A 24204-nucleotide genomic window follows, 5' to 3' on the forward strand; every position below is an offset into this window, starting at 1 on the left:
GTGGTACAGAAGTCATCGAATTGACTAAGCATGACCTGAATATGACTAATAAGAATGAAATATCTATTCGTTTGAGTACTGCATTGAAAATTTTATTTGGATTTTTTACTGTATCTTGCTTGTTATCATTAACATACTTTTATATGTGGTAATTTATGCAAATTTCACTTAGCAAAACTAAAGTTTATGCTCTATCTACAGTTGCATTATCTATTGTTATGGGGTGTTGCTTAGGTGCTTATATTTTTAAAGAGAAACAAGAAGAAAGAGAGAGAATTGAAGCTGCACGAAAAAAGGAACTTGAAAATATAAAATCGGCGAAACAAGGCTACTTAAAGTTAATTGAAATGGTTGAGGAGAAATTATCCTTTTCCATACCAGATTATAAGCGAGTGGAAAATGAATTTTCTAATTTAAACCTGCTTGGTTGGAAACCTGTCGAATTCAAATGCCAGGCTGGAAATTGTGAGTTTAAGTTAAGCACAGACAATAAGAATTATGTAGGTATCCCTAAAATAGCTCTGGGATATGAAAACATTAAAACTATTATGTCTGGTGATCAGTTGATTTTCCAAGAAATACGTTTAACTGGAATGAAGCGAGTGTTAAACGACAAAGAATATTACGATTTTCCTAGTTGTAATGACTCGTTATTCGATATGAGAAAGTTTATAGATATTAGTGGTTTTTCACTGGGTAATGGAGTAGGTAAAGCCTCTTTCAATTTCCAGCAGCCACGTTCTTTAGTTCAAAGTAAAGAGTATTTATCTAAAGGAAAATCTAGCTATTTAGATATATATGGAATTGACTGGAATGTACAAGATTTTGATTGGATGAAAGTTAGTTATTTGTCTCGTTATATTTTAACTCGAGATAATGTTGGTGTGTCAGCTATACGAAAAAGTTTTTCTGATAAAGAAAGTATTTATAGCGCGAGTGGAACGGTTTATTGCAGGGGGAACGAATGAAAAGTAAATTATTTTATATATTAACATTAGTGGTTTCATTTAACTCTTACGCTGCTGATGAAAGCGATATTAACAGTGATAAAAATTATCTTTATCAACAAGATGTGTTGCAAACAGCAAAGCTAATGGATGATATTAACTTATTAAAACTGAAGCTTGAGAAAGAAAAGATAGAAAAATCACTTAATGAGGAATTGCTAAGTAATATCGAAGTGAAAAAGCAGATTGATAAGCAATTAAACCGCAGCAGTGGTAAAGCTAAAGTATATGACCCAGCTGACGGCCCATTCAATTCGAATGGCATTAGGTTATTGTCTGTGACGTCGCTACAAAATAGCCAGAAAATGGCAGTATTTAGTTTTTATGGTAGAAAATTCAATCTAGCACAAGGCGATAAATTTAAAAATTCAACCATAGATATTGATGATAGTAATGTAGTGTTTAACTACAATGGCAAAAAATTTAAGTACAGTTATTGATTGTTATGGAAGAAATAATAAAAACTGAATTTAATAACATAGATGTCACTAAGAGTGTTTCTATCCCAGGAAGAAATGGTCTAATGATTTGTTGGTTAAACAATGAAAATGACTATTATTTAGTGGATGATAATGGTGGTAAACAAGCGGTTTCTGACTACTTGATATTAGAATGTTTTAGTAATGATTTTGGTGATTTGCCCAAAGCTAAGTCTGTGGCAATTATCTCAAATACGGATTTTTACAAAGTATTTACTGCTATTGATTCTCAATCTGGTAGAGCTTCAAAACATAATACGGATATTGTTGATACGATAGATTCTCTGTTGGAAAGTGCTGTTGTGGCTGGGGCAAGTGATATTCATTTTGAACGAAATGATCAAGTTGCCATTATACATTTGAGAGTAAATGGGCTACTCAATAAGGTCAAAACAATATCAGCTGAAAGTTGTGATGAGATGATGTTTGTTTCTTACAACATTCTTGCTACAACCAAAGAGTCAACATGGAATCGTAATATTCCACAAGATGCCAACATACTTAGGGAATTACCTTCAGGCTCGTATCGTTTTAGATATGCTCATATGCCAATATTTGGTAAGTCTGGTGGTTGTTATCATGCGGTATTAAGGATAATCAAAGCTGAAACGATACAAGTATTCGATGCTATTGATAGTGATAAAAATCCTTTAGAAATCCTGCAGTTAACTCCTGATGAAGATAAGGATCTGCAAGCCATCATGCAGGCTCCACATGGTCTGTTATTAATAACTGGTGTGACTGGCTCGGGAAAATCGACGACCATTAAAAATGTACTTGAGTGGATGTATTCGAAAAAGTACAGCGGAAATGCTTGTTTCGTTACGGTTGAAGACCCGGTTGAATATAAGATTCAAGGTGCAATACAGAGTTCAGTGGTTAGACTGAAAGATGGCGCTAATGCTTTTTTACCAGCTTTAAAATCGGCGATGCGCCGCGACCCTGATGTATTAATGATTGGTGAGACTCGTGATGATCAGACCGCTACCGCATTGACTGGTGCGATTGAAAGTGGGCACTACGCTGTAACCACTGTTCATGCTGGGTCTGTAACTACGGCGATTCAACGTTTGGAAAGTCTAGGAGTGAAGCGTGATCGCTTGGCCTCTCCTGGATTTATCGCAGGGATTATAACCCAATCTCTTGTTCCTTTACTTTGTGAATATTGCAAGGTTCCGCATAGCATTAATGATTTGGGTCATAAGCTTTTTCAAAAAAGTGAACAAGGGTGTGAACGGTGTAATCAAACAGGCGCATCTGGACGAAGGCCTGTGTTTGAAATGTTGGTACCTGATCTAAATATTTTGCAAGAGATCGCCAGTGGAAACCCAACCAAGGTTTATAAATGTTGGCGCGATAAGCACAATAAAAGGGGCAATTTGAATCAAGGCTACCTAATGAAAGAAAAAATATTTCTGCTAGTAATGCAAGGGATCGTTGATTATCAATGGTTTATTAATTTCTATGGAGAAATTGAAGACAGTATGTTGAGAGAAATGGATGAAAAAATTAGCAACCAGTGATCGTGTTCAACTCTACAGAATGTTATCGGACTTGATGAGAGATGGTTTGCCATTATTCGAATCATTAGGCTTAATTAATAAAGCAGGGAAGAGTGTTTATAAAAAATCTTTCCTCAAAAAAGTGGATTATATTTCAGAGCGTCTTCAAGATTCGTCATCTATATCCAGTGCATTTTCTGGTGTTATTCCAGATGAAGAGCAATCTATTTTGGCGTCGTCAGAGGTCGCTGGGGACTTAGTTGAAGGTTTCGAATCAGTTATTAGTTCTGTTAAAGTAAAACAACAAATATTTGCAAAGTTAATTAAGGCATTAACAGTACCCATTATATTAATTTCGGCCTGTGCTCTAGTTTTAGTTATGTACAGTATTAAAGTTTTTCCAGCCTTTGAAGCGGTAATTCCGTTAGAAAAATGGCCTGGTCTATCCTACAACGTGTACAGTATTGGTTTATGGTTTATGCAGCCAGGTTTCCTTTTCTTACTTGCAGGTCTGGTTGTTTTTTTCTTCATGGTATCAAAGTCATTGTCATTGTTGACTGGTAGTTTAAGAAATAACGTTTTGGATAAGATTCAACCTTATAAAACATATAAAAAACTGCAATCTTCACAGTTTTTAATGGATATATCGATACTGATTAAATCTGGTGTGCCAATTGCGGATGCAATAGAAAAAAAAGCAGAAATGTCCAAAGGTTGGGCGAAATATCACTATGATTTAATGTATAAAAACTTATCTATGGGGTTGTCTTATAAGGAATCACTTGACACCGGTTTTTTTTCCAAAGAAGATATATTTATTATTACTATTTACAGTTCATTAAATGGTTTTGTTGAAATGTTAACGGAAATATCAAATAAATCTAATGAATCAACGCTAAAAAGTATTGATGAGTTATCAGGGGTGTTGAATATTGTATCTTTATTAATATTTGCCAGTGTTGTGTTGGCTATATTTGGCTCAACATTCATGCTTAGTAGTTCAATCTCCGGTGCGTAATGATATTCTATATTTCGTTTGCTGTAATTACAGCTATGTTCGGCAGCTGTCTGGTCAGTTTTTATCAGCTCTGTGTTTTTAGATATAAACTTGGTTTTGATTGGAAACGTATACTTTTTGAATCTTCATATTGTGAGTCTTGTGGTTGTAAAATTAAATATACTTATTTGATTCCAGTCTTTGGTTTTGTGTTATCTAAAGGAAAGTGTGTATCTTGTGATAAAAAAATACCAGTGAGGTATTTTTTTCCGAAACAATTACTTTCTGTATATCAATGTCTGTAGCGTTACTTTTAATATTGGAGTTTTAATTAAATGAATATTTTTAAAATTATATTTTTAGCAAGTGTTATTGCTTTTTCGTCACTGTCCTATTCTGCTTCTAGTGATATAATACACTCTTCTGCTTATCTTAGTGGAGCTGTCAAAGCTTTTTATATTAGCTTTGAAATTAAGCTGAGAGATAATGATAGTGGCCCTGGACCACAGGACCCTTACGGTAAAATTATAATTAAGAATCTTAATGGTAAAGATGTAGATTTAGTAGTTTGGGATGTAAGTGCTACTAATCATCTAGAAACTAATACTGTGAGAGTTCATCCTAACTCTCCATTTATAACGTCAGAGTTAAAAGAGAACTATATAACCCTTGCTGGCGATATCAATGATCATGATGCGGTCGGTTCTAATGATGATCTTTGTACCGTAGATTATAATGTGAAAATATATCAAAGTGATGTGGGTAAAGAATTTAATAAAAATAATGATGGTATTTTTTATGGGGGTGGTGATTGTATTTATCTTAAGCTTACTAGGTTTGAACTTGTAAAGTGATTAAATATAATCTTTTTATTGTCGATGGTTTTATCATTATCTATAAAGGTGAGTAACTGCTTTTTTGGAAGATTATTACTATTCCATGGATGGAATATTGTTAAGTAAAGTTAGATAAATGAGCGATTTATATACCGAACCTAGAATGGAAAGTATTAAATAGTCTACTCAAAATTTGTGCTGAGCCTGTCAAAAAACAGCGGGTGATCGAAGAAGCTTAGGGTTATATGAATGTCAGTGATGAGTCGCTTGCTTGCTGCGTTCTGTCGTACCCCCTCCCTACTATTTAGCTGAAAAGCCATTTAAAGGCTGACGCTTTCAAGGTAAACTCGTGCTTGCAGCACCCGTTTTATTTCCCATGTATGGCTAATTCACCTGACTTTTTTCGAGCATAAAGCCCTATGACAGAGCTCTATTCTATTTTTTCGCAAATCATTAAGCGTTATTACCAACCGACAGGTAAGTTAGTACTTGGTTTTAGTGGTGGTGTTGACTCGCGTGTTCTGCTGGAGTTACTTGCCCAGTATAAAGAAAGTCATGACTGTGAATGTTGCGCCGTTTATGTACACCATGGCTTGAGCGAGAATGCGGATCGATGGGCGGAGCAGTGTCAGCTGTGGGCGCAAGCGCTAGCGATCCCATTTTTTATAGAAACCGTTAAATTGGATCAAAACAGCGGAGAGAGCATTGAATCTTTGGCGCGAGCGGCGCGTTATCAAGTATTGGCGAAGCACATTACAAAGCATGATCTACTGTTAACGGGCCAACATGCTGACGATCAAATCGAAACCTTTTTGCTCGCGCTTAAACGTGGTAGTGGGCCGAAAGGTTTATCTTCTATGGCGCAACGCATGCCGTTTGGTGATGGCTCTATCGTTCGACCGCTGCTTAGTGCAACTCGTGCACAAATAGAAGCTTATGCGCAGCTTAAACAGTTAGAGTGGGTGGAAGATGAGAGCAACCAAGATACCCGCTTTGATCGCAATTTTATTCGTCATCAGGTGACACCAGTTCTTACTCAGCGCTGGCCCCATTTCCAGCAAGCGGTTGCTCGCAGTGCTGAATTGTGCGCGCAGCAGCAACTCTTGCTAGAAGAACTTTTGCAAGGAGAGTTGCGTAGCGCGCAAATTCCAGATGGGAGCTTATCAATTCATCACCTTTCGCTACATAGTGAGCTAGCTCGTAGCCAATTATTGCGAATGTGGTTAGCTGCATTAGGCGAGCCTATGCCAAGTAAAGAACATTTGGCGATAATCTGGCGCCAAGTCGCGTTAGCTCGCCTTGATGCTAACCCATGTCTGAAACTCGGTGATAGTGAAATTCGTCGCTTTGATCAAAAGCTATATTGTGTCCAAACTCAGCAAGATGTTTCGCAGTGGCAAGCGCCTATAGGGCTTAATCAAGCTGTTGAGTTGCCAGATGGCTTGGGCGTACTGCACTTAAAAGCTTTGGAGCAAGATAATCAAGGTGGGATTGCGCTTGCAGGCAAGCCACAAGAGTTATGGATAAGCTTTGATCCTCAAGGGCTTAGTGCTTGCCCTGTGGGGCGCGTTGGTCGACGTAAATTGAAAAAACTGTTTCAGGAATATGGCGTGCCAAGTTGGCTACGTCGTAGAACACCGATATTGATGTATCGTGATCAGGTGGTTGCTGTTGCCAATTTGTTTGTAGATCGTGATTTCAGTGGCCAAGATTGTGAACTTCGCTGGGACAAGTGAACGCTTTTGATGCAGAATTCGTACAAAACCTAAAACTAATATGGACATAAAAGGTGGAGCAATGAAAAAATTCGCAATCGGAGTGGTTGTCGGCTTAGGTCTTCTTGGCGGTAATGCTATGGCGGGTGATGCCGCGGCTGGTCAAGCTAAAGCAGCGGTATGCGCTGCCTGTCATGGTGCTGATGGTATTGCTGTTATTCCCGGCTATCCAAATCTTAAAGGACAAAACGAGCAATATCTAATCTCCTCTATGAAAGCGTATAAAAACAAAGAGCGTACAGGTGGGTTAGCGATGGTAATGCAAGCACAAGCGTCCATGCTCAGTGATGCTGATATTGATAACCTCGCAGCTTACTTCGCAAGTTTAAAATAATCTCAATAGATTTATTCAATCTGCCCAAGCATTGCTTGGGCTTTTTATTGATTGTTTTTTTTTGCTAGCAGATAATGCCAGTCATTGAAGACAGTTTAAGGGATGAACATGAAAAAAATTGAAGCCATAATTAAACCATTTAAACTCGATGATGTACGCGAAGCGCTTGCTGAAGTTGGTATCACAGGGATGACGGTTTCTGAAGTGAAAGGTTTTGGCCGTCAGAAAGGACATACCGAGTTGTACCGTGGTGCTGAATACATGGTAGATTTCTTGCCAAAAGTGAAGCTTGAAATTGTGGTTAGTGATGATGTAGCAGACCATTGTGTCGAGACCATTATTGAAACGGCGCAAACGGGTAAAATTGGTGATGGTAAAATCTTCATTACTAGTGTTGAGCGTGTTGTGAGAATTCGTACCGGTGAAGAAGACGAAGACGCTATTTAATTTATCTAGAAAAGGAGCGATTCGCTCCTTTTTCCTCATTTTGCTCCCTTGTTTCTGGTTCACATCGCGTGGCTAAATTCATGAAGAAAAAATACCTTATTGCCTTACCTGTGTTTGTTATTCTTATTGCTGTGGTGAGTTTTTTCTTTATCTTCACCATCCCTAGCCAGCCGCAAATACTGACAATCAATCATCAAAATAGTGCATCACCTTTAGTGTGCTACGACAACCCCAATGCTCAGGTTATTGATGCTAACGGGCAGCTAGAGTTACTGGTTTGGAATATCTATAAGCAAAATAGAGTTAACTGGCACAGTGAGCTAGATAAATTCAGCCAATCATCTCAACTGCTGTTACTCCAAGAAGCAAGTATGACGGAAGCATTGAAATCTTGGATTGTCGAACGTCAATGGGGAGGAAACCAAGCCGCTGCTTTTCGTGTATTCGGTGAGTCTGCTGGGGTGCTGAATTTGTCAAAACAGATGCCTAGTTACGCCTGCGCTTATACGGAAGTTGAACCTTGGTTGCGTTTACCTAAATCGGCCATTTATGCGCTGTATCGTTTAAGTGACGGGCAATCATTAGCAGCCGTGAACTTGCATGCGGTTAATTTTACTTATGGTACAGATGAATACGCTAACCAGTTATCAACCTTGATAAGCAAGTTAGATGAGCACAAGGGGCCGGTGATTGTGGCGGGAGACTTCAATAGTTGGAGTGAGCAGCGCATGGCGGCGATGAAAACGGCGTTACAAGGCGCAGGGATGCAAGAGGTAATATTTAGCCCTGATAACCGCATCCAGTTTGTCACCGGTTTAGTACTTGATCATGTCTTTTATCGTGGGCTTACGGTAATAAACGCAAAAGCGCCGCAAAGCGACGCTTCTGATCATAACCCTATGCTGGTGCACTTTAGCTTATAACAATGTAGAGCGCCCAAATCACATAGTAACCGACCCAAGGCAGTGCAGAGATAGCCAAAGCTTGCCCACGTTCCAGTTCAGTCCAAGCGCCCACTGCGGCATACCCTAGCACAATATACCAAGGTAAAAGCAGAGGAAAAGAGCTGGCAAACTGAGACCAATCGTTTGTCAGAGGTAGTTTGAGTAAACCATTCAAACTGTTTAAGTCAGCGGCGTAAGTCATCACTTGGCCATGCTTTAGCAGTAGGCTAGCGTAGCTGGCTAAGTCGCCCAACACGGCAGGGAAAGTGATGACGGCACCTGCGGCAAACCAACGCCAAAAGCCATGCTGGTGCTGACTTTGTTTGGTGGCTAAATGGAACCAGAAAGCCAGCATGAAAATCGTGACCGTACGACCAATCATATCACTGATGATTTCACTGGCCATTAGGGTATTTGCATCCAACATCTCTAGTTGAACTGGGTTTACCACCGCCAGTTGTGGTGCAAGTGCTGCTTTGAGCCATTCGAAGTTGACGATATCAAAATAAGCACCCCAGAATAGAAATGGGCTCAGAATTAAAAAGATATAAGGCTGCCAGCCCCACATTCCTCGTTGATAAATGGCAAGGAAACAAGAGGTTGGTGAACGGAATATATCCACCAACATGGTTAAAGGGTTGCTAGACGGGTTCATACACTGACCTTAGTAACGTCGACATAGAGTTTAAGTTTTTGACCTGGTTTTAGGTACTTTTGATTCGCAAGATCATTCCAGTTAACGATGTCATGACTTTTTACTTTAAATTTATTCGCGATACCACTTAGCGTATCGCCAGAGCGAACTTGGTAAAAGACGGTACGGATAATCGCGCCATCACTGCTATTTTTCCAAATAACCAGTTTTTGGCCGATTTTTAATGTGTCTCGTGGTCCCATGCCATTCCATCTTGCCAATGACTGGTGAGAAATGTTGTGTTGCTTTGCAATACTCCAAAGGCTGTCACCACTGGTAACGGTATGCGAGAGTTTGTATTTGCCTCGCGCCATTGATTGGGTTTTGGCTAGGCGGTTGCTGGCACTCAGCGCGTAAGCTTTTTCATCTTTCACCGAAGTGGGGATCATCAAATATTGTCCAGCACGGATACTATTGCTGGTGAGGTTGTTTGCTGTTTGAATCACTTTAGTGGTGGTGCTGTGCTGCTGCGCAATCACACTCAAGCTATCTCCCGATTTAACCTTATAGCGCACCAGTTTCATTCCCTTGCCACGGTTTTGTTGCACTTTTTGCATGAAAGTATCCGCTTTATCAACCGGGATCAGTAACTGGTACGGGCCTGTTGGGGAAGTCGCCCACTGATTATAGGCTGGGTTATAGCTTTGTAGCTCTTTCACTGTCATGCCGGCATAGTTAGCGGCAATGGCAAGATCAAGCTGCTCTTGTGGGTCGACTAATTCCAGTACCGGTTTGTTTGCGATTGCTGGAATGGTAATACCGTATTTTTCTTGATTGGCGATGATGTCTGCAACAGCAAGCAGTTTCGGCACGTAGCCTGTGGTTTCAGTTGGCAGATCTAAGGAAAAGAAATCGGTAGCTTTACCCGCTTTTTGATTTTTACGAATTGCGCTTGAGATACGACCTCCACCGCTATTATAGGCGGCAATCGCGTGGTTCCAGTTACCGTCAAAACGCTTATTAAGATAAGTCAGGTAATCTAAAGCTGCATCGGTGGCGGCATCGACATCTCGGCGGCCGTCATACCAAAAGTTTTGCTCTAAACCGTACATTTCCCCTGTACCTGGTACAAATTGCCACAAGCCCGCTGCGCTGCCGTGCGAGTATGCAAAGGCATCAAATGAACTTTCGACTATCGGTAGTAAGGCTAGTTCTAGCGGTAATCCGCGCTGTTCAATTTTCTCTGTAATCAAATAAAGGAAAGGTTCAGCACGCTTAGAAACCGTTTTGAGATGGTTAGGATGCTTAAGATACCAAGTACGGTAGTAACTGATGGATTTGTGATCGGGGATATCCATCGAGAGCTGCATCGCAATACGTTGCCATACGTCTTTTTGTTGTTGTGGGGTAACGACCTTTGGGAGCACTTTTGCAGGTTGCACCGGTTTATTCGCATGAGTACGGTTGGTGGATGTTTGAACTTGAGGGCTATTGGCCTCTTCGGAGTTTGGTGAGGTAGTTTGATCTACTGGCTGGGTGATTTGGCATCCGGCTAATAACAGCACTACCACCCAGCTAAATTGAACTCGCATGTATAACAGCCCTTTGACTAAATGGCTGCTGATAATACTTGTCATTTTATGGCGATGACAAGCAGCAAATCGTTAAAATTCGTCCTTCCACTCACGTAATGCGGTAAAGATTGATTGAGGATCGGTTTGTTGGGTGCGATTGGCGACCGATTTCATCACACTTTCTTGTTGCGTACGTAAAAATGGGTTGATTAATTTCTCTTGGCGAATGGTGGTTGGCACTGTTGATTGCTGCTGAGCTCTAAGACGATTAACTTGGTCACGATACTGATGCAAGTGGTCGTTATCAGGTTCGACTGCAAGTGCAAATGCCACATTACTGGCTGTGTATTCATGGGCGCAATACACTTCAGTTTCCTCAGGCAATGCGGCTAGTTTATTCAGTGAAGTGAACATTTGTTCCATGGTGCCTTCAAATACGCGACCACAACCCGCGGAAAAGAGTACGTCGCCACTGAATAGTTTTGCGTCCCCCACGTAACCAATGTGTCCATTTGTATGTCCTTCGAGGCCTAGCACCATAAATACTTCATCAAATAGTTCTATTTGGTCCCCGGCTTCAACTGGGTGAGTTAAGGTCGGAATCGGTTCATTGACTGGGCCCACGACATTTATATTGGGGTGCTGGCGAACCAATTCAGGTACACCACCAATGTGGTCATGGTGATGGTGGGTAATCAGAATTGCTTCAAGGGTCAATTGATGTTCGGTGAGGTATTGCAACACCGGAGCAGCATCGCCCGGGTCGACAACTGCACAACGCTGATCGCTATTTTGGATCAGCCAGATGTAATTATCATTAAATGCGGGTATGCTTTTGATCTGTAACATGAGTATCTCCAGTCACCGAGGTGAAATAGGTTATCGATGAAGCCAGCACGTAGCGAAAAGAAGTTAGATAAACCTCACTCTTGGTCTCAGCTTAAAAATGGCCAGTGGGTCAGTGATTCTATTCAAACTCGGCTTGATGAGTGGTGCCCAAAATTGTTTGGCTACCATATGCTTAAGCTCGGTGGTCTTAGTTGTGAGCTTGCCAGTTGCAACTGCAATATTCAACACCAAGTTAATCTTGATATAAAAAATCCATTACATAACGTCATTGCGGATAGCTATGAACTTCCATTTCTAGAAAAGAGTTTCGATGTGGTGATGTTGGCGCATCAGCTCGATTACTGTGATGACCCGCATCGCGTTTTACGAGAAGTCGATAGAGTGATGATTGACGATGGTTACATCATTATTACCGGCTTTAATCCGATAAGTTTTACCGGTATAGCTAGCTTTATGCCATGGCGTAAACGCAACCTTCCTTGGAGCGGGAGAATGTTTACGGCAAGCCGCATCAAAGATTGGCTGAGTATTTTGAATTATCAAGTGATCGCGTGTGATCAATACGCGTTGTTTCCTATGCAAAAATATCAACCGATGTGGACATGGCTCGAAAACAGTATCGGAGAGTGGGCGTCTCCATTTGGTAGTTTGTACTTTATTGTCGCTCGTAAGCGGACTTATCCGCTTAAACCGATTAAGCCGCATTGGCGTTTGAAGCGACGCCTCTCTCCAGTTGGGGTGAACTATCGCTTAAAGAGCCAAAATCAAAATAAAGCGTAATATGGTTTATTCGTTGGGCTGATAACCCGTATCTTCTTCGGTAGGATTTTCGGCAGCCGCGCGTGCTAATTCATCGCATATTTCATTTTCGCGATGACCTGCGTGACCTTTGACCCATCGCCAATCAATCTCGTGGCGGGCGCTTTCTTTGTCTAACAATTGCCATAAATCTGCGTTTTTGACTGGCTTTTTATCTGCCGTTTTCCAACCGCGCTTTTTCCAGTTGTGGATCCACTGGGTTATTCCTTGACGTACGTATTGGCTATCGGTCGTTAGAATGACATGACATGGCTCTTTAAGTGACTGCAACGCAACCACCGCAGCTAACATCTCCATTCGGTTGTTGGTTGTCAGTGTATAGCCTTTGGCTAAGGTCTTTTCGGTCTGCTTATAACGCAGGACAATGCCATAGCCACCGGGGCCGGGATTACCCAAGCAAGATCCATCAGTGAAAATTTCCACTTGTTTTGTCATGATTTGGTACTATTAGGTTACGCACATTATCGGCATAGTCTGACATAGATATCCTTATGAATACTAGTAGCAATTCAGAATCTCAACGTATCGTTGTTCTCGATACGGAAACCACGGGTATGAACCGTGAAGGCGGTCCTCATTACGAAGGACACCGAATCATTGAAATTGGTGCTGTGGAAATTATTGACCGGAAACTGACTGGTCGTCATTTTCACGTCTACCTAAAACCGGATCGTGAAATTCAGTCCGAAGCGGTGGAGGTTCATGGTATTACCGATGAATTCTTGGTTGATAAACCACTATACCGAGAGGTGCACCAAGAGTTTTTAGATTTCATCAAAGGGGCTGAATTGGTTGCTCACAACGCGCCCTTTGACGTTGGATTCATGGATTATGAATTTAGCAAACTTGACCCACGTATCGGTAAGACTGAGCAATATTGTAAAGTGACTGATACCTTGGCAATGGCCAAGCGTATTTTCCCCGGTAAGCGCAATAACTTAGATATTTTGTGTGACCGCTACGGCATTGATAACTCACACCGTACCTTGCACGGCGCTTTGCTCGATGCCGAGATCTTAGCCGACGTCTACCTGTTAATGACGGGGGGGCAAACCTCATTGCAATTTAGTGCAGGAACTCAAAGTGATGGCAGTATGGGAGGAGAGTCAATAAAACGTGTCGCTGCTGGGCGGAAAAAGCTAAAGGTTTTGCACGCGTGTGCCGATGAATTACAAGCACACCAAGAAAGATTAGATCTGGTAGAGAAGAGCGGAAGCTGCCTCTGGCGTCAGTAGGAGAAAATATGTTGAGGATAATGGCGGCTTGTTTAGGGCTGATATGGAGTATTGGTGTTTTTGCTGAGAGTGAATCCTCAATGTCGTTGCTCGATAACCGTTTTCGGGTTGATCCGACCATTACGCAAATTACTTTTGTGATTTATCGCGAACCCGCTTCTCAGCCTGTAGTGTTGGTGCGTCCGGACGGTAAAAAGTATTATGCGGGGCGACATGAAGACAATATGCGTTGGTATCAAGAACCTAGCATGGATATTATTTCTATCGATACACCTATGCCGGGGCCTTGGCAGGCGATAGGTAAAGTGTCGCCTAAAAATAACATCAAGTTAATTTCTCATCTCCAACTCAATACCGATGTGTTTCCAAATCGTCTTTATCACGGTGAGGAGATCAAGTTTACTGCTCGCTTGAGCTCTGATGGCCAGCAGCTTAAGTTGCGAGACTTTTTAGACAGAGTTAACTTGAAGGTTACGTTTACCAAATATGTTGAAAATGAAGACGAGTTGGTGAAAGAAGCACGCCCCATTCCTGAAGTGATCGGTGAGTTTAGCGATGATGGCCGTGGTTTAGATGAATACCCCGGTGATGGTGTATTCACCGTTGCGTTACCAATTACTCCTCAACCTGGCAAATACCGTGTGCGAATTACATCTGGCAATGGTGTGTTCTTACGTGCGCAAGAACAAGAAGTCTTGGTTTATCCAACACCGATATTAACCACTTTTATTCAATCTCGAGTTGATGGAGAGCCGCACCAGGTCGTTTTTTCAGGCGAGCAAGGGATGATTGAGCCCGGCTCAATTGCGGCACATATTGAGCATTCGGATATCTATGATGAGCGGTTTGTTGCTGAAAGTCAGTCCGCTGAAGATGAATTAAAACTGAGCCTAGATATACCCAATGAAGGTGATAATGGGAATTATCGTTGGTCAGGTAAATTGTATGCTACCGATCTCTCGAATAAGCGACCACTGTATTTTCCAATAGCTGAGCGAACTTACAGTGTGGTTGATGATGTGAATATTGCTGAAACGCGGCGTTTACAACTCGAAGAAGAAGCAAAACAGCGTCAGATAGAGCAAGAAAAGCTGATCATTCAAATGCGTGAAGAGGCGACGAGTCGTAGCATTATGATCATCGCTATTGGCAATGTGGTGGCAATCCTTTTAGGGCTATTGATATGGTTTATCATACGCAAACTGAAAGCAAGGAAAGCACTGCAACCTGAGTTGCAATTGAATATGCCCAAGAAATAGCACAGTCGGAGTCGGTATAAATTAGAAATCGGTTGTTTTAGTTACAAAATAAGGGGCGCTTAGAAAGCGCCCCTTGTCTTTTATCAAACATGAATTAGGCAACTTCACCCATCGCTGGGTATTGTGACTTTGCGGCGAGTTCCTCTGACGCAAAATCATCCACATTAATGGTGTATAAACGATGAGCTTCCGCCTCAGTTAATAGCTGTGCTTCTTGCTCGGTGAGAATTTTCTGTTGCAAACCAATGGCGGCGACTTCATCTAAACGCAAGAATGGGCGACGTTGATTGGTTACCGAGCATACTTTATCGAACAACGGCTCTGCACGTAAAATAACCTCTAGTGCTTGTTCAATCTTACCTGCTGCATTATGTGCAGTTGGGGCAAGGTATTGATTGCGGCCAATGCGGGAGCGAGTTTCACTCGGTGTTTGTAGAATCTGTGCTACTTTGCTGTCTAGCTTGTCGTTTGGCGCTTTACGGACGCGACCAATTGGCATCAGCAACACGCGCAGTACTTTTCCAATCACCTTGTTCGGAAAGTTAGCTAAGAACTCGTCGATGGCGACTTCAGTTTGCTTCAAGCTGTCTTGTAGCCCCCAATGTACTAAAGGCAAATCTTCAACTGGACGACCATCATTTTCAAAGCGTTTTAGTGTTGCTGAACTTAAGTAAAGCTGGCTTAAAATATCGCCAAGGCGTGCCGATAAACGTTCTTTACGTTTGAGTGAGCCACCAAGTACTGCCATTGAAATATCAGACAGTAACGCTAAGTTTGCGCTGTAACGGTTCAATTGTTGGTAGTAACGCTTGGTTGCATCACTGGTTGGAGCTGATGAGCCTAACCCATCGGTGATACCAAACCAAATGCTGCGTACTAGGTTACTCATAGTAAAGCTAACGTGCCCTGCGAGAGCTGCATCAAATTTTTCAATTGCGTCAGAATCTTGCGAATAAGCGGCATTCATCTCTTCCAAAACATAAGGGTGACAGCGGATAGCACCTTGACCAAAGATGATCATCGAACGAGTCAGAATATTTGCCCCTTCGACTGTTACAGCAATCGGTGCGCCTTGGTAGCTACGTGCTAAAAAGTTTGAAGGACCAATGCATATGCCTTTACCACCGACAATGTCCATCGCATCGATGATGCTGCGTTGGCCACGATGAGTACAGTGGTATTTAACAATTGCCGAAATAACCGATGGTTTCTCACCTAAATCAATACCAGCAACAGTTAGGTTACTTGCTGCATCCATTACATAAGCATTACCACCAAGGCGGGCTAATGGCTCTTCAACTCCTTCCATGTGGCCAATAGGCTGTTTAAATTGGCGACGGATACGTGCATACGCGCCCGTTGCTAATGCTGCGGTTTTAATACCACCAGTTGAGTTTGATGGTAGGGTAATACCACGTCCGACAGAAAGACATTCCACCAACATACGCCAGCCTTGGCCAGCCATGCTTGGGCCACCGATAATGAAATCAAGCGGTACGAAAAGATCATTTGCGCGCGTGGGGCCATTTTGGAAAGGTACATTAAGTGGAAAATGGCGATTACCAATTTCAACCCCTTTCAAGTGGGTTGGGATTAACGCACAAGTAATACCTAGCTCTTGGGTTTCCCCCAATAGGCCGTCTGGGTCGCGCAATTTGAAAGCCAATCCCAATACGGTAGCAACAGGAGCTAGGGTGATATAGCGTTTGTTCCAAGTTAAGCGCATGCCCAGCACTTCTTTTCCTTCCCATTTGCCTTTGCAAACCACGCCAAAATCAGGAATGGAGCCTGCATCTGAACCCGCTTCTGGGCTAGTTAACGCAAAACATGGGATCTCTTTACCTTCAGCAAGTCGAGGTAAGTAATGGTTTTTTTGTTCTTCAGTACCATAGTGTTGCAGCAGTTCACCTGGGCCTAACGAGTTTGGTACACCAACGGTGGATGAAAGTACTCCCGATACACCTGTTAGTTTTTGCAGTACGAGCGATTGAGCATAGGCTGAAAATTCTAAGCCACCATATTGTTTCTTAATGATCATGGCGAAGAACTTGTTATCTTTTAAATATTGCCAAACTTCAGGAGGAAGGTCTGCCAGTTCATGAGTGACTTGATAGTCACTGACCATGGCACACACTTCATTCACCGGACCATCAAGAAAGGCTTGTTCTTCTGTGCTTAGTTTTGGCGCGGCAATCTTGTGCAGTTTGTCCCAGTTTGGTTTTCCTTTGAACAGATCCGCTTCCCACCAAACAGTACCGGCGTCTAAGGCTTCTTTTTCTGTCTGTGACATGGCAGGAAGAACTTTTTTAAATAGTTTCAATGCTTTTTCGCTGATCAGACTTTGGCGAATAGAAGAGACAGCAAAGACTGCGATAGCGGCGAGGTAAAGTACCCAGCCGATAAACCCAGCGTAGTCAAAAACCGTTAACGCAATCATAGTAACGGTTAATGCCGTTAAGGCAGTAAAGAGTGAGGTTCTGTGGTAGAGGCAAATACCGAGTACAGCGATAAAGCCAAGTGTAGAGAGCAAGATGTCCATAATATGTTTCCCTTTAAGACGGAATGTATTTTGTTATACGTCTTGGTTTTTGAAGTGGTCTAACCAGTGTTGATTGTAATCAGAATATTAATGAAATGTAAAACCTTATATTGTTCAAAAAGTGATCCATGTAGAGCAAAAAATCTAAATAATCCAATGTATCCGTGACTTTCTACGTATGGAATGAACAGAAAAGGACAATTCTTGAAGTGGAACTCTCGACAGAGCAAATGGTTTGGGTAAACTCAAGTTTGTTACTGGCTCTAAAACAAGAGTTCATCTGTAAGCAGATTAAAAAGAGAATATACCTATGTACCAGGATTTGATTAAAAGTGAATTGACGGAAGCTGCTGACGTTCTGAATAAGTTTCTCAGTGATGACCATAATATTGCTCAAATTGGAGCGGCGGCAAAACTGATTGCTGATTCATTCAAACAAGGTGGCAAAGTTCTATCTTGTGGTAATGGCGGGTCACATTGTGATGCGATGCATTTTGCTGAAGAGTTAACGGGGCGTTATCGTGAAAATCGTCCTGGTTACCCTGGCATCGCTATTTCTGATCCAAGCCATTTATCATGTGTGAGTAATGACTTTGGTTATGATTTTGTATTTTCTCGTTATGTTGAAGCGGTAGGTGCAAAGGGGGATGTATTATTTGGTCTGTCTACTTCAGGTAACTCTGGTAATATTTTGAAAGCCATTGAAGCGGCGCAAGCGAAAGGCATGAAAACCATTGCTCTAACCGGTAAAGATGGCGGCAAAATGGCGGGCTTGGCGGATGTTGAAATTCGTGTCCCTCATTTTGGTTATGCTGACCGTATTCAAGAAATCCATATTAAAATTATCCATATCATTATCCAATTAATCGAAAAAGAAATGGCGTAATTATCTGAATTATTCAGGTGCAGCCTAAGGTTTAAAGAAGGGAGTGCGTTAAACCATGTGTGAATTGCTCGGTATGAGTGCCAATGTGCCGACGGATATTTGCTTTAGTTTTACTGGGCTGATTCAGCGTGGAGGCAATACAGGTCCACACCGTGATGGCTGGGGAATTACTTTTTATGAAGGAAAGGGGTTTCGGACTTTTAAAGACCCAAACCCCAGCTTCCAGTCCAAAATTGCAGAGCTGGTCCAGAGTTACCCGATAAAAAGCCGGGCGGTCGTTAGCCATATTCGTCAAGCGAATCGTGGTGGCGTAAATTTGGAAAATACTCATCCCTTCACGCGAGAGTTGTGGGGGAAATATTGGACATTTGCTCATAATGGACAACTGGCTGATCACCAGCAGTTAGAAACTGGGCGTTATCGCCCCGTTGGTGAAACAGACAGTGAACAGGCATTTTGCTGGTTATTAAAGCAATTGGAAGCGCGTTATCCAGAACCACCACAGGACATGGTTGGGATGTTTCGTTTTGTTGCGCAATGTTGTGACCAATTAAAAGAAAGAGGCGTATTTAACATGCTGCTTTCGGATGGGGAATACGTGATGACGTATTGTACGAATCACCTTTATTGGATCACCCGTCGTGCGCCATTTGGTAAAGCCAGCTTGCTTGATGAAGATGTTGAAATCAACTTTCAAGAAGAAACAACACCAAACGATGTGGTTTCTGTGATTGCGACACAACCTTTGACGGGTAATGAAATGTGGCAGCGAATGAAACCCAGTGAGTATGCGATTTTTCACTATGGTGAGTGTATTGATAATAATGCCTCAGCGTTAGTTGATGTGCCGTTTGCAGCGGCTAAACCTGGGTGTCAGGCACCGATTGAATCTCTGAATTAAATGGTATTCTCATTGCTCAACAAAAAAGGGTTGCTGTTATGCAACCCTTTTCATTTTCCAGTTTTTTGTTCAACTTAATCGAACGCGTAGCCATGCATACCAAGTTGTTTTCCATCGAGGTAAGCTTTGCCTTCACGCATCTCTAAACGTTCTTCAACAAACCATTGTGCCACTAAAGGGTAAATTCGATACTCTTGGGTTTGCACTCTATCTGTCAGCGTTTCAACCGTATCTTCATCAAAAATAGGTACCTTTGCTTGTAGGATAACAGGCCCGCCATCAAGCTGCTCTGTGACAAAGTGAACACTGGTTCCGTGTTCTTCATCACCAGCATGAATCGCGCGTTGGTAGGTATTGAGACCAGGATATTTCGGTAGCAGCGATGGGTGTATATTGAGCATTCTTCCTAAGTAATGACGAACAAATTCACTACTCAGAATGCGCATATAACCAGCTAGAATGATTAAATCAGGTGCGTATTGGTCTATTTGTTCCATCAATGCGAGATCAAACGCGTCACGCGTATCAAAAGCATTGGGGTCAATATGTACCGCTGCTGCACCTGCTTTTTTAGCTCGTTCTAAGCCATAAGCAGTTGCTTTGTTTGAAAAAACGGCCGTAACCTTGCCATCTTTAATCTTCGTTTCACACGCGTCGAGGATAGCCTGTAAGTTGGTACCATTTCCTGAAACTAAAACAACAATACTTTTCATAGGTTATTTGATCTCTACTTGCTCTTCACCAGATTGAGCTTCAGCAATATGACCGATAACCCATGCGTTTTCACCTTCTGCTTGCAGTAATTTAACCGCAGCATCGGCTTGTTCAGGTGGTAGTGCAACGATAAGACCGACACCACAGTTGAAAGTGCGGTACATTTCGTGAGTTGTCACATTACCCTTTTCTTGAAGCCATTGGAAAATGATTGGCCATTGCCAACTGTTTCCATCAATAACGGCCTTGGTTCCTGCTGGTAAAACGCGAGGAATGTTCTCCCAAAAGCCACCACCAGTAATGTGTGAAATTGCGTGAATGTCGTGTTCTGCGATCATCTTAAGCGCTGATTTGATGTAAATCTTGGTTGGTGTCAGTAAGTGCTCACCAATGCTTTTTCCTGCTAACTCTTCATTTTTATCTGCGCCAGAGACTTCTAAGATCTTACGCACTAACGAGTATCCATTTGAGTGGGGACCGCTTGAACCTACCGCAATCAATGCATCACCTGCCGCCACTTTTGAGCCGTCGATGATGTCTTCTTTTTCCACCACACCGACACAAAAACCAGCGACATCGTAATCTTCGCCTTCATACATACCAGGCATTTCTGCGGTTTCACCACCAATTAACGCACAGCCAGCTTGTACACAACCATCGGCGATACCAGATACCACGTCCGCTGCGGTATCTACATCTAATTTGCCGGTTGCGTAGTAATCTAAGAAGAAGAGTGGCTCTGCACCTTGGACGATTAAATCGTTCACACACATTGCTACGAGATCAACGCCAATCGTGTCGTGCTTTTTCATATCCAAAGCGAGACGCAATTTAGTGCCTACACCATCAGTGCCGGAAACCAAAACAGGGTGTTTATATTTTGTTGGCAGCTCACAAAGCGCACCAAAACCACCAATGCCACCCATTACTTCAGGGCGACGAGTGCGTTTGACGGCACCTTTAATGCGTTCAACTAGTGCATTGCCTGCATCGATATCTACGCCTGCATCTTTGTAGCTCAGAGATGTGTTATTACCGCTCACGGGGAAGTCCTCGTTTAAGTTGGATATGAAAACGGCGCTATTCTAACAGGGCTTAAAACAAAAAGGAAAACGTTTGCGTCAGTTTTTTTGTTTATAATTGGCACTGAAACCAATACAAAATGTGTGTATAATCCGCAGGTTTATTTAAATATTGCCGGAGATGGAAATGAAAGTTGTTGAAGTGAAGCACCCTCTAGTTAAACACAAACTTGGGTTAATGAGAGAAGGGGAAATCAGCACTAAGCGTTTTCGTGAGCTAGCGACAGAAGTCGGTAGCCTGCTTACTTATGAAGCGACATCTGATTTTGAAACAGAAAAAGTGACCATTGAAGGTTGGAACGGCCCTGTTGAAGTCGATCAAATTAAAGGCAAGAAGGTTACGGTTGTGCCAATTTTGCGTGCAGGCCTTGGCATGATGGATGGTGTTCTCGAGCACATTCCTAGTGCACGCATCAGTGTGGTAGGTGTTTACCGTGATGAAGAAACATTAGAACCAGTGCCTTATTTCAATAAGTTAGTTTCTAACATTGAAGAGCGTATCGCGTTAGTCGTTGACCCAATGCTGGCGACTGGTGGTTCGATGATCGCCACGATCGATCTTCTGAAAGAGCAAGGCTGTAATCAGTTTAAAATCCTAGTATTGGTGGCGGCACCTGAAGGTATTGCAGCTCTTGAAAAAGCTCACCCAGATGTAGAACTATACACAGCTGCGATTGATGAAAAACTAAATGACAAAGGTTACATCGTTCCTGGTTTAGGCGATGCTGGTGATAAGATTTTTGGTACCAAGTAATTGAATGACAAAGGGGAGCATATCGATGCTCCCCTTTGTTTTACTTAATTCTAAAAATTAATGATTACTTTTTAAGACCGAGCGTACCCGTTGTACGTTTAGCGGGTGCTTTATCATTGTTACTGCCTTGTCTTGCATCATTATTCCATGACTTATTGCTAGCCGATGTAGTGCGAGAGCCTTTGCCTTTTTTAGAATTTGGCGCATGGCGATATTCATCAGCATTATGACCTTTAAAGGTTCGCGTTTTTTGGTTACGACGCGCTGTTGAGGTTTGATTCTCTTCGCGGCTATCGTACAGCTTAGCATTGGTTGCTCTGCGAATGCGTTTTCCTTGCGCGTCTAATTTTGATGCGTCTTCAGTGCCACTTGAACCTTCACACATCGCCAGAATTTCAGCCACTTCATTATCAGACAGGTAACGCCATTTGCCATTTGGAATACCATCTAAACTGATGTTCATAATTCTAACACGGCGCAATTTAAACACCTCATAACCTAGTGCTTCACACATACGACGAATTTGACGGTTCAAACCTTGAGTTAACACGATACGAAATGAGAACTTAGTTTCTTGCGTCACTTTACAGGGCAAAGTGACGGTATCGAGAATTTCAACACCGGAAGCCATTTTCTTTAGAAACTCATTGGTGATCGGCTTATCTACACGTACTACGTACTCTTTTTCGTGGTTATTTCCTGCGCGTAGAATCTTATTCACAATATCACCGTCATTGGTGAGAAAAATTAAGCCATCAGAAGGTTTGTCGAGGCGGCCGATAGGAAAAATACGTTGGCGGTGACCGATGAAGTCAACAATGTTTCCCGGAATATCACGTTCAGTCGTACAGGTAATGCCAGTCGGTTTATTTAATGCGATATAGATAGGTTTTTCTTTGGATTTTAGTGGCTTGTCATCAATGCAAACGTCATCATCTGGCTGCACTTTGGTGCCCATCTCTGGCAGTTTACCATTGATCGTTACCCGACCTTGTTCAATCAATTTATCAGCTTCACGGCGTGAGCAGTAGCCAGTTTCACTGATGAATTTATTTAGGCGTTTTTCAGTTTGTTGCGACATGTTGTTCTCCTAACGTTTCCCAACGGCGGTTAAAAAAGAAAGCAACACTGAAGTGTTGCTTTGGATGGCGTTTATTTTAGCAGTTATCGTTAATTAACCAAGTCGTTTTTGATGACGCTCTCGGTTTTCTATTTTCTTTTCGGAGCTCTTACGCAACATCACATAAACCGCTCCTGAACCACCATGAAAAGCTTGAGCACTATGCACACATTGCACATCTTTTATTTGCATCAACCAGTTGGCAACGAAGCTTTTCATTAGTGCTGGTGGGTTTGACTTCTCCCCACGACCATGCACGATGGTGACAGTTCGAATATCCCAGTCCATGCATTGTTTTAGAAAGCTAACCACTTCATCTCGCGCTTCTTTTAGTGTTTTGCGATGAAGGTCTAAGCGAGCTTGAATAGGGTATTTTCCTAAACGCAGTTTTCGATAAACGCCTTCTTGAACACCGTCACGCTTGTATTCGATAATGTCATTAGGTTTGAGCATTGGAGCGTTATCGATCGAAAGATAGTCAGGATCGCCTTCACTTATCGTCATGGCCGATTCTCTTTTAGCTAGCTGAGAATCAGTGACAGTATGTGATTTTTTGAGTTCGGCGGTGTCGTGAGTAATTGGCTTTACGTCGCCCATCATTTGTTGGAATAAATCGAAATCATTCTGAGACATGGGTGCTTCTCGAATCGATAGAGGAATAGGCAATTATACCCAGTGATCCTCGAATCAGATCAAGCAGAAAATAAAAAACCGGAGCAGACAAGTAATCGGCTCCGGTGCATAGCGTCATTCTATTTTTCAATAGCGGCTAAGCGATCTAGTGAGGAGATTTGTCGTTCATCACCTTGTAAATGAAGAAACCGCCGTAAAATAGCATTAGACCAAAAGCGCCAAAGATTACTATCATTGAAGATAGCCCCACTGCATTACCAAATAGGAGATCAAGCCAAAAGTCCATGTTCCCTCCAAAGTTTCGAAGACAAGCCCAAGTTAAAGGTTCATGACTATGGTTACACTGATCTGGATCAATTGTGTTGTATAGGTTAACGGGTTGTTTATTGTCATGTGTAATTGGTCACATTTCTTGATGGTGTTGGCGATGTTTTAAGCGAATGGTTCTTTTAAATGAAAAAAATCATTAAATGGCTTGCGTCTGTGAGCGAGATCCGTAATATACGCATCCGTTCTTGGAGATAAATCTTAGAACAATCTCGGTGAATAGCGCAGCTTGGTAGCGCATCTGGTTTGGGACCAGAGGGTCGGGGGTTCGAATCCCTCTTCACCGACCACATTAAAAGCCTCGCAGCAATGCGGGGCTTTGTCATATCTGGGGTATAGGAATAGTGTACTCGAAAGGGTCGGGGGTTCGGCTCTTTCAAACTCAGGCTCTTCATCGATCACATTAAAGGCCTCGCAGCAATGCGGGGCTTTGTCATATCTGGGGTATAGGAATAGTGTACTCGAAAGGGTCGGGGGTTCGGCTCTTTCAAACTCAGGCTCTTCATCGATCACATTAAAGGCCTCGCAGCAATGCGGGGCTTTGTCATATCTGGGGT

The 24204-nt window shown here is 42.3% G+C and carries 26 protein-coding genes and 1 tRNA gene; 17 read left to right on the forward strand and 10 right to left on the reverse strand.

Annotated elements, in window-relative coordinates; all coding sequences use genetic code 11:
- Positions 1-155 precede the first annotated feature (155 nt).
- The 10 genes from HGG78_RS16965 (at position 156) to HGG78_RS17010 (ending at position 8300) form a co-directional block, all read left to right on the forward strand.
- Positions 156-968 (forward strand): hypothetical protein, encoded by an 813-nt coding sequence (locus tag HGG78_RS16965; protein ID WP_172533598.1) that lies wholly within the window; start codon positions 156-158, stop codon positions 966-968.
- Positions 965-1447, forward strand: coding sequence for a hypothetical protein (locus HGG78_RS16970; RefSeq protein WP_172533599.1), 483 nt, complete (start codon positions 965-967; stop codon positions 1445-1447). Before HGG78_RS16965 ends, HGG78_RS16970 begins: the two co-directional genes overlap by 4 nt.
- 5 nt (positions 1448-1452) lie before the next feature.
- Positions 1453-3009 carry an ATPase, T2SS/T4P/T4SS family gene (locus HGG78_RS16975; RefSeq protein ID WP_172533600.1) on the forward strand — a complete coding sequence of 519 codons (1557 nt, stop codon included), beginning with the start codon at positions 1453-1455 and terminating at the stop codon, positions 3007-3009.
- Positions 2987-4006 (forward strand): type II secretion system F family protein, encoded by a 1020-nt coding sequence (locus HGG78_RS16980; protein ID WP_172533601.1) that lies wholly within the window; start codon positions 2987-2989, stop codon positions 4004-4006. The genes HGG78_RS16975 and HGG78_RS16980 overlap by 23 nt, the downstream gene beginning before the upstream one ends.
- Before the next feature lie 35 nt (positions 4007-4041).
- Positions 4042-4290, forward strand: a complete 249-nt coding sequence (locus tag HGG78_RS19320) for a prepilin peptidase (protein ID WP_422108895.1) — start codon at positions 4042-4044, stop codon at positions 4288-4290.
- Positions 4291-4320: 30 nt separating this feature from the next.
- Entirely contained in the window at positions 4321-4839 is a 519-nt protein-coding gene (locus HGG78_RS16990) for a hypothetical protein (RefSeq protein WP_172533603.1), read from the forward strand.
- 401 nt (positions 4840-5240) lie between these two features.
- Positions 5241-6557, forward strand: coding sequence for a tRNA lysidine(34) synthetase TilS (tilS, locus tag HGG78_RS16995; RefSeq protein WP_172533604.1), 1317 nt, complete (start codon positions 5241-5243; stop codon positions 6555-6557).
- A gap of 61 nt (positions 6558-6618) precedes the next feature.
- Positions 6619-6930: a c-type cytochrome gene (locus HGG78_RS17000; protein WP_172533605.1), complete on the forward strand. Its 312-nt coding sequence runs from the start codon at positions 6619-6621 to the stop codon at positions 6928-6930.
- 108 nt (positions 6931-7038) lie between these two features.
- Complete coding sequence (gene glnB / locus HGG78_RS17005) at positions 7039-7377, forward strand: nitrogen regulatory protein P-II (protein WP_168521350.1); 339 nt, start codon at positions 7039-7041, stop codon at positions 7375-7377.
- Positions 7378-7457: 80 nt separating this feature from the next.
- Positions 7458-8300 carry an endonuclease/exonuclease/phosphatase family protein gene (locus tag HGG78_RS17010; protein ID WP_172533606.1) on the forward strand — a complete coding sequence of 281 codons (843 nt, stop codon included), beginning with the start codon at positions 7458-7460 and terminating at the stop codon, positions 8298-8300.
- Here HGG78_RS17010 and HGG78_RS17015 read toward each other — a convergent pair.
- From HGG78_RS17015 to gloB, 3 genes are all read right to left on the reverse strand, one after another.
- Positions 8290-8976: a YIP1 family protein gene (locus HGG78_RS17015; RefSeq protein ID WP_053310948.1), complete on the reverse strand. Its 687-nt coding sequence runs from the start codon at positions 8974-8976 to the stop codon at positions 8290-8292. The genes HGG78_RS17010 and HGG78_RS17015 overlap by 11 nt on opposite strands.
- Positions 8973-10547, reverse strand: a complete 1575-nt coding sequence (locus HGG78_RS17020; protein WP_172533611.1) for a lytic transglycosylase — start codon at positions 10545-10547, stop codon at positions 8973-8975. The genes HGG78_RS17015 and HGG78_RS17020 overlap by 4 nt, the downstream gene beginning before the upstream one ends.
- Positions 10548-10619: 72 nt before the next feature.
- Positions 10620-11378 (reverse strand): hydroxyacylglutathione hydrolase, encoded by a 759-nt coding sequence (gene gloB, locus HGG78_RS17025; RefSeq protein ID WP_172533607.1) that lies wholly within the window; start codon positions 11376-11378, stop codon positions 10620-10622.
- Positions 11379-11414: 36 nt separating this feature from the next.
- Here gloB and HGG78_RS17030 point away from each other — a divergent pair, with 36 nt between their 5' ends.
- Positions 11415-12158 (forward strand): class I SAM-dependent methyltransferase, encoded by a 744-nt coding sequence (locus HGG78_RS17030; protein ID WP_172533608.1) that lies wholly within the window; start codon positions 11415-11417, stop codon positions 12156-12158.
- Positions 12159-12164: 6 nt separating this feature from the next.
- On the opposite strand, the gene rnhA is transcribed toward HGG78_RS17030, so the two are convergent.
- The gene (gene rnhA / locus HGG78_RS17035) at positions 12165-12632 is read right to left on the reverse strand and encodes a ribonuclease HI (protein ID WP_053310951.1); all 468 of its coding nucleotides are present in this window, start codon (positions 12630-12632) and stop codon (positions 12165-12167) included.
- 56 nt (positions 12633-12688) lie between these two features.
- Between rnhA and dnaQ the strand changes: the two genes are divergently transcribed.
- Positions 12689-13432, forward strand: a complete 744-nt coding sequence (dnaQ, locus tag HGG78_RS17040; protein ID WP_053310952.1) for a DNA polymerase III subunit epsilon — start codon at positions 12689-12691, stop codon at positions 13430-13432.
- An 8-nt stretch (positions 13433-13440) separates the two neighbouring features.
- The gene (locus tag HGG78_RS17045; RefSeq protein ID WP_172533609.1) at positions 13441-14691 is read left to right on the forward strand and encodes a TIGR03503 family protein; all 1251 of its coding nucleotides are present in this window, start codon (positions 13441-13443) and stop codon (positions 14689-14691) included.
- A 94-nt stretch (positions 14692-14785) separates the two neighbouring features.
- Here HGG78_RS17045 and fadE read toward each other — a convergent pair whose 3' ends face one another.
- Positions 14786-17230, reverse strand: coding sequence for an acyl-CoA dehydrogenase FadE (gene fadE / locus HGG78_RS17050; RefSeq protein WP_053310954.1), 2445 nt, complete (start codon positions 17228-17230; stop codon positions 14786-14788).
- Between the two features lie 310 nt (positions 17231-17540).
- Between fadE and lpcA the strand changes: the two genes are divergently transcribed.
- Positions 17541-18116: a D-sedoheptulose 7-phosphate isomerase gene (gene lpcA / locus HGG78_RS17055; RefSeq protein WP_053310955.1), complete on the forward strand. Its 576-nt coding sequence runs from the start codon at positions 17541-17543 to the stop codon at positions 18114-18116.
- A 55-nt stretch (positions 18117-18171) separates the two neighbouring features.
- Positions 18172-19017 (forward strand): class II glutamine amidotransferase, encoded by an 846-nt coding sequence (locus HGG78_RS17060; RefSeq protein WP_168521362.1) that lies wholly within the window; start codon positions 18172-18174, stop codon positions 19015-19017.
- Between the two features lie 74 nt (positions 19018-19091).
- Here the strand turns inward: HGG78_RS17060 and purN are convergent, their stop codons facing one another.
- Positions 19092-19730, reverse strand: coding sequence for a phosphoribosylglycinamide formyltransferase (gene purN / locus HGG78_RS17065; RefSeq protein ID WP_053310957.1), 639 nt, complete (start codon positions 19728-19730; stop codon positions 19092-19094).
- Positions 19731-19733: 3 nt separating this feature from the next.
- Positions 19734-20774, reverse strand: coding sequence for a phosphoribosylformylglycinamidine cyclo-ligase (gene purM, locus HGG78_RS17070; protein ID WP_168521364.1), 1041 nt, complete (start codon positions 20772-20774; stop codon positions 19734-19736).
- A 166-nt stretch (positions 20775-20940) separates the two neighbouring features.
- Between purM and upp the strand changes: the two genes are divergently transcribed.
- Positions 20941-21567 (forward strand): uracil phosphoribosyltransferase, encoded by a 627-nt coding sequence (upp, locus tag HGG78_RS17075; RefSeq protein WP_053310959.1) that lies wholly within the window; start codon positions 20941-20943, stop codon positions 21565-21567.
- Between the two features lie 64 nt (positions 21568-21631).
- Here upp and rluF read toward each other — a convergent pair whose 3' ends face one another.
- The 3 genes from rluF to HGG78_RS17090 all read right to left on the reverse strand — a co-directional run bounded on the left by rluF (position 21632) and on the right by HGG78_RS17090 (position 23606).
- Entirely contained in the window at positions 21632-22648 is a 1017-nt protein-coding gene (gene rluF, locus HGG78_RS17080) for a 23S rRNA pseudouridine(2604) synthase RluF (RefSeq protein ID WP_172533610.1), read from the reverse strand.
- A 93-nt stretch (positions 22649-22741) separates the two neighbouring features.
- Positions 22742-23320: a DNA endonuclease SmrA gene (gene smrA / locus HGG78_RS17085; protein WP_053310961.1), complete on the reverse strand. Its 579-nt coding sequence runs from the start codon at positions 23318-23320 to the stop codon at positions 22742-22744.
- Positions 23321-23465: 145 nt separating this feature from the next.
- Positions 23466-23606: a DUF3149 domain-containing protein gene (locus HGG78_RS17090; protein WP_010319399.1), complete on the reverse strand. Its 141-nt coding sequence runs from the start codon at positions 23604-23606 to the stop codon at positions 23466-23468.
- A 254-nt stretch (positions 23607-23860) separates the two neighbouring features.
- On the opposite strand from HGG78_RS17090, the gene HGG78_RS17095 reads away from it, so the two are divergent.
- Positions 23861-23937 (forward strand) — tRNA-Pro (locus HGG78_RS17095).
- Positions 23938-24204: the final 267 nt, after the last annotated feature.

Origin of the sequence: Vibrio aestuarianus, assembly GCF_012395185.1 — a bacterium.
In the GTDB taxonomy this organism is placed as follows: domain Bacteria; phylum Pseudomonadota; class Gammaproteobacteria; order Enterobacterales; family Vibrionaceae; genus Vibrio; species Vibrio aestuarianus.

Coding starts and splice junctions, on each gene's coding strand:
- tilS (WP_172533604.1), top strand. CDS start 5,241: ATGACAGAGCTCTATTCTATTTTTTCGCAAATCATTAAGCGTTATTAC.
- HGG78_RS19320 (WP_422108895.1), top strand. CDS start 4,042: ATGTTCGGCAGCTGTCTGGTCAGTTTTTATCAGCTCTGTGTTTTTAGA.
- HGG78_RS16975 (WP_172533600.1), top strand. CDS start 1,453: ATGGAAGAAATAATAAAAACTGAATTTAATAACATAGATGTCACTAAG.
- HGG78_RS16970 (WP_172533599.1), top strand. CDS start 965: ATGAAAAGTAAATTATTTTATATATTAACATTAGTGGTTTCATTTAAC.
- HGG78_RS17030 (WP_172533608.1), top strand. CDS start 11,415: ATGAAGCCAGCACGTAGCGAAAAGAAGTTAGATAAACCTCACTCTTGG.
- upp (WP_053310959.1), top strand. CDS start 20,941: ATGAAAGTTGTTGAAGTGAAGCACCCTCTAGTTAAACACAAACTTGGG.
- HGG78_RS17000 (WP_172533605.1), top strand. CDS start 6,619: ATGAAAAAATTCGCAATCGGAGTGGTTGTCGGCTTAGGTCTTCTTGGC.
- HGG78_RS17060 (WP_168521362.1), top strand. CDS start 18,172: ATGTGTGAATTGCTCGGTATGAGTGCCAATGTGCCGACGGATATTTGC.
- HGG78_RS16980 (WP_172533601.1), top strand. CDS start 2,987: ATGAAAAAATTAGCAACCAGTGATCGTGTTCAACTCTACAGAATGTTA.
- dnaQ (WP_053310952.1), top strand. CDS start 12,689: ATGAATACTAGTAGCAATTCAGAATCTCAACGTATCGTTGTTCTCGAT.
- HGG78_RS17015 (WP_053310948.1), bottom strand. CDS start 8,976: ATGAACCCGTCTAGCAACCCTTTAACCATGTTGGTGGATATATTCCGT.
- fadE (WP_053310954.1), bottom strand. CDS start 17,230: ATGGACATCTTGCTCTCTACACTTGGCTTTATCGCTGTACTCGGTATT.
- HGG78_RS17090 (WP_010319399.1), bottom strand. CDS start 23,606: ATGGACTTTTGGCTTGATCTCCTATTTGGTAATGCAGTGGGGCTATCT.
- gloB (WP_172533607.1), bottom strand. CDS start 11,378: ATGTTACAGATCAAAAGCATACCCGCATTTAATGATAATTACATCTGG.
- rluF (WP_172533610.1), bottom strand. CDS start 22,648: ATGTCGCAACAAACTGAAAAACGCCTAAATAAATTCATCAGTGAAACT.
- HGG78_RS17010 (WP_172533606.1), top strand. CDS start 7,458: ATGAAGAAAAAATACCTTATTGCCTTACCTGTGTTTGTTATTCTTATT.
- rnhA (WP_053310951.1), bottom strand. CDS start 12,632: ATGACAAAACAAGTGGAAATTTTCACTGATGGATCTTGCTTGGGTAAT.
- smrA (WP_053310961.1), bottom strand. CDS start 23,320: ATGTCTCAGAATGATTTCGATTTATTCCAACAAATGATGGGCGACGTA.
- lpcA (WP_053310955.1), top strand. CDS start 17,541: ATGTACCAGGATTTGATTAAAAGTGAATTGACGGAAGCTGCTGACGTT.
- HGG78_RS16965 (WP_172533598.1), top strand. CDS start 156: ATGCAAATTTCACTTAGCAAAACTAAAGTTTATGCTCTATCTACAGTT.
- HGG78_RS17020 (WP_172533611.1), bottom strand. CDS start 10,547: ATGCGAGTTCAATTTAGCTGGGTGGTAGTGCTGTTATTAGCCGGATGC.
- HGG78_RS16990 (WP_172533603.1), top strand. CDS start 4,321: ATGAATATTTTTAAAATTATATTTTTAGCAAGTGTTATTGCTTTTTCG.
- glnB (WP_168521350.1), top strand. CDS start 7,039: ATGAAAAAAATTGAAGCCATAATTAAACCATTTAAACTCGATGATGTA.
- purN (WP_053310957.1), bottom strand. CDS start 19,730: ATGAAAAGTATTGTTGTTTTAGTTTCAGGAAATGGTACCAACTTACAG.
- HGG78_RS17045 (WP_172533609.1), top strand. CDS start 13,441: ATGTTGAGGATAATGGCGGCTTGTTTAGGGCTGATATGGAGTATTGGT.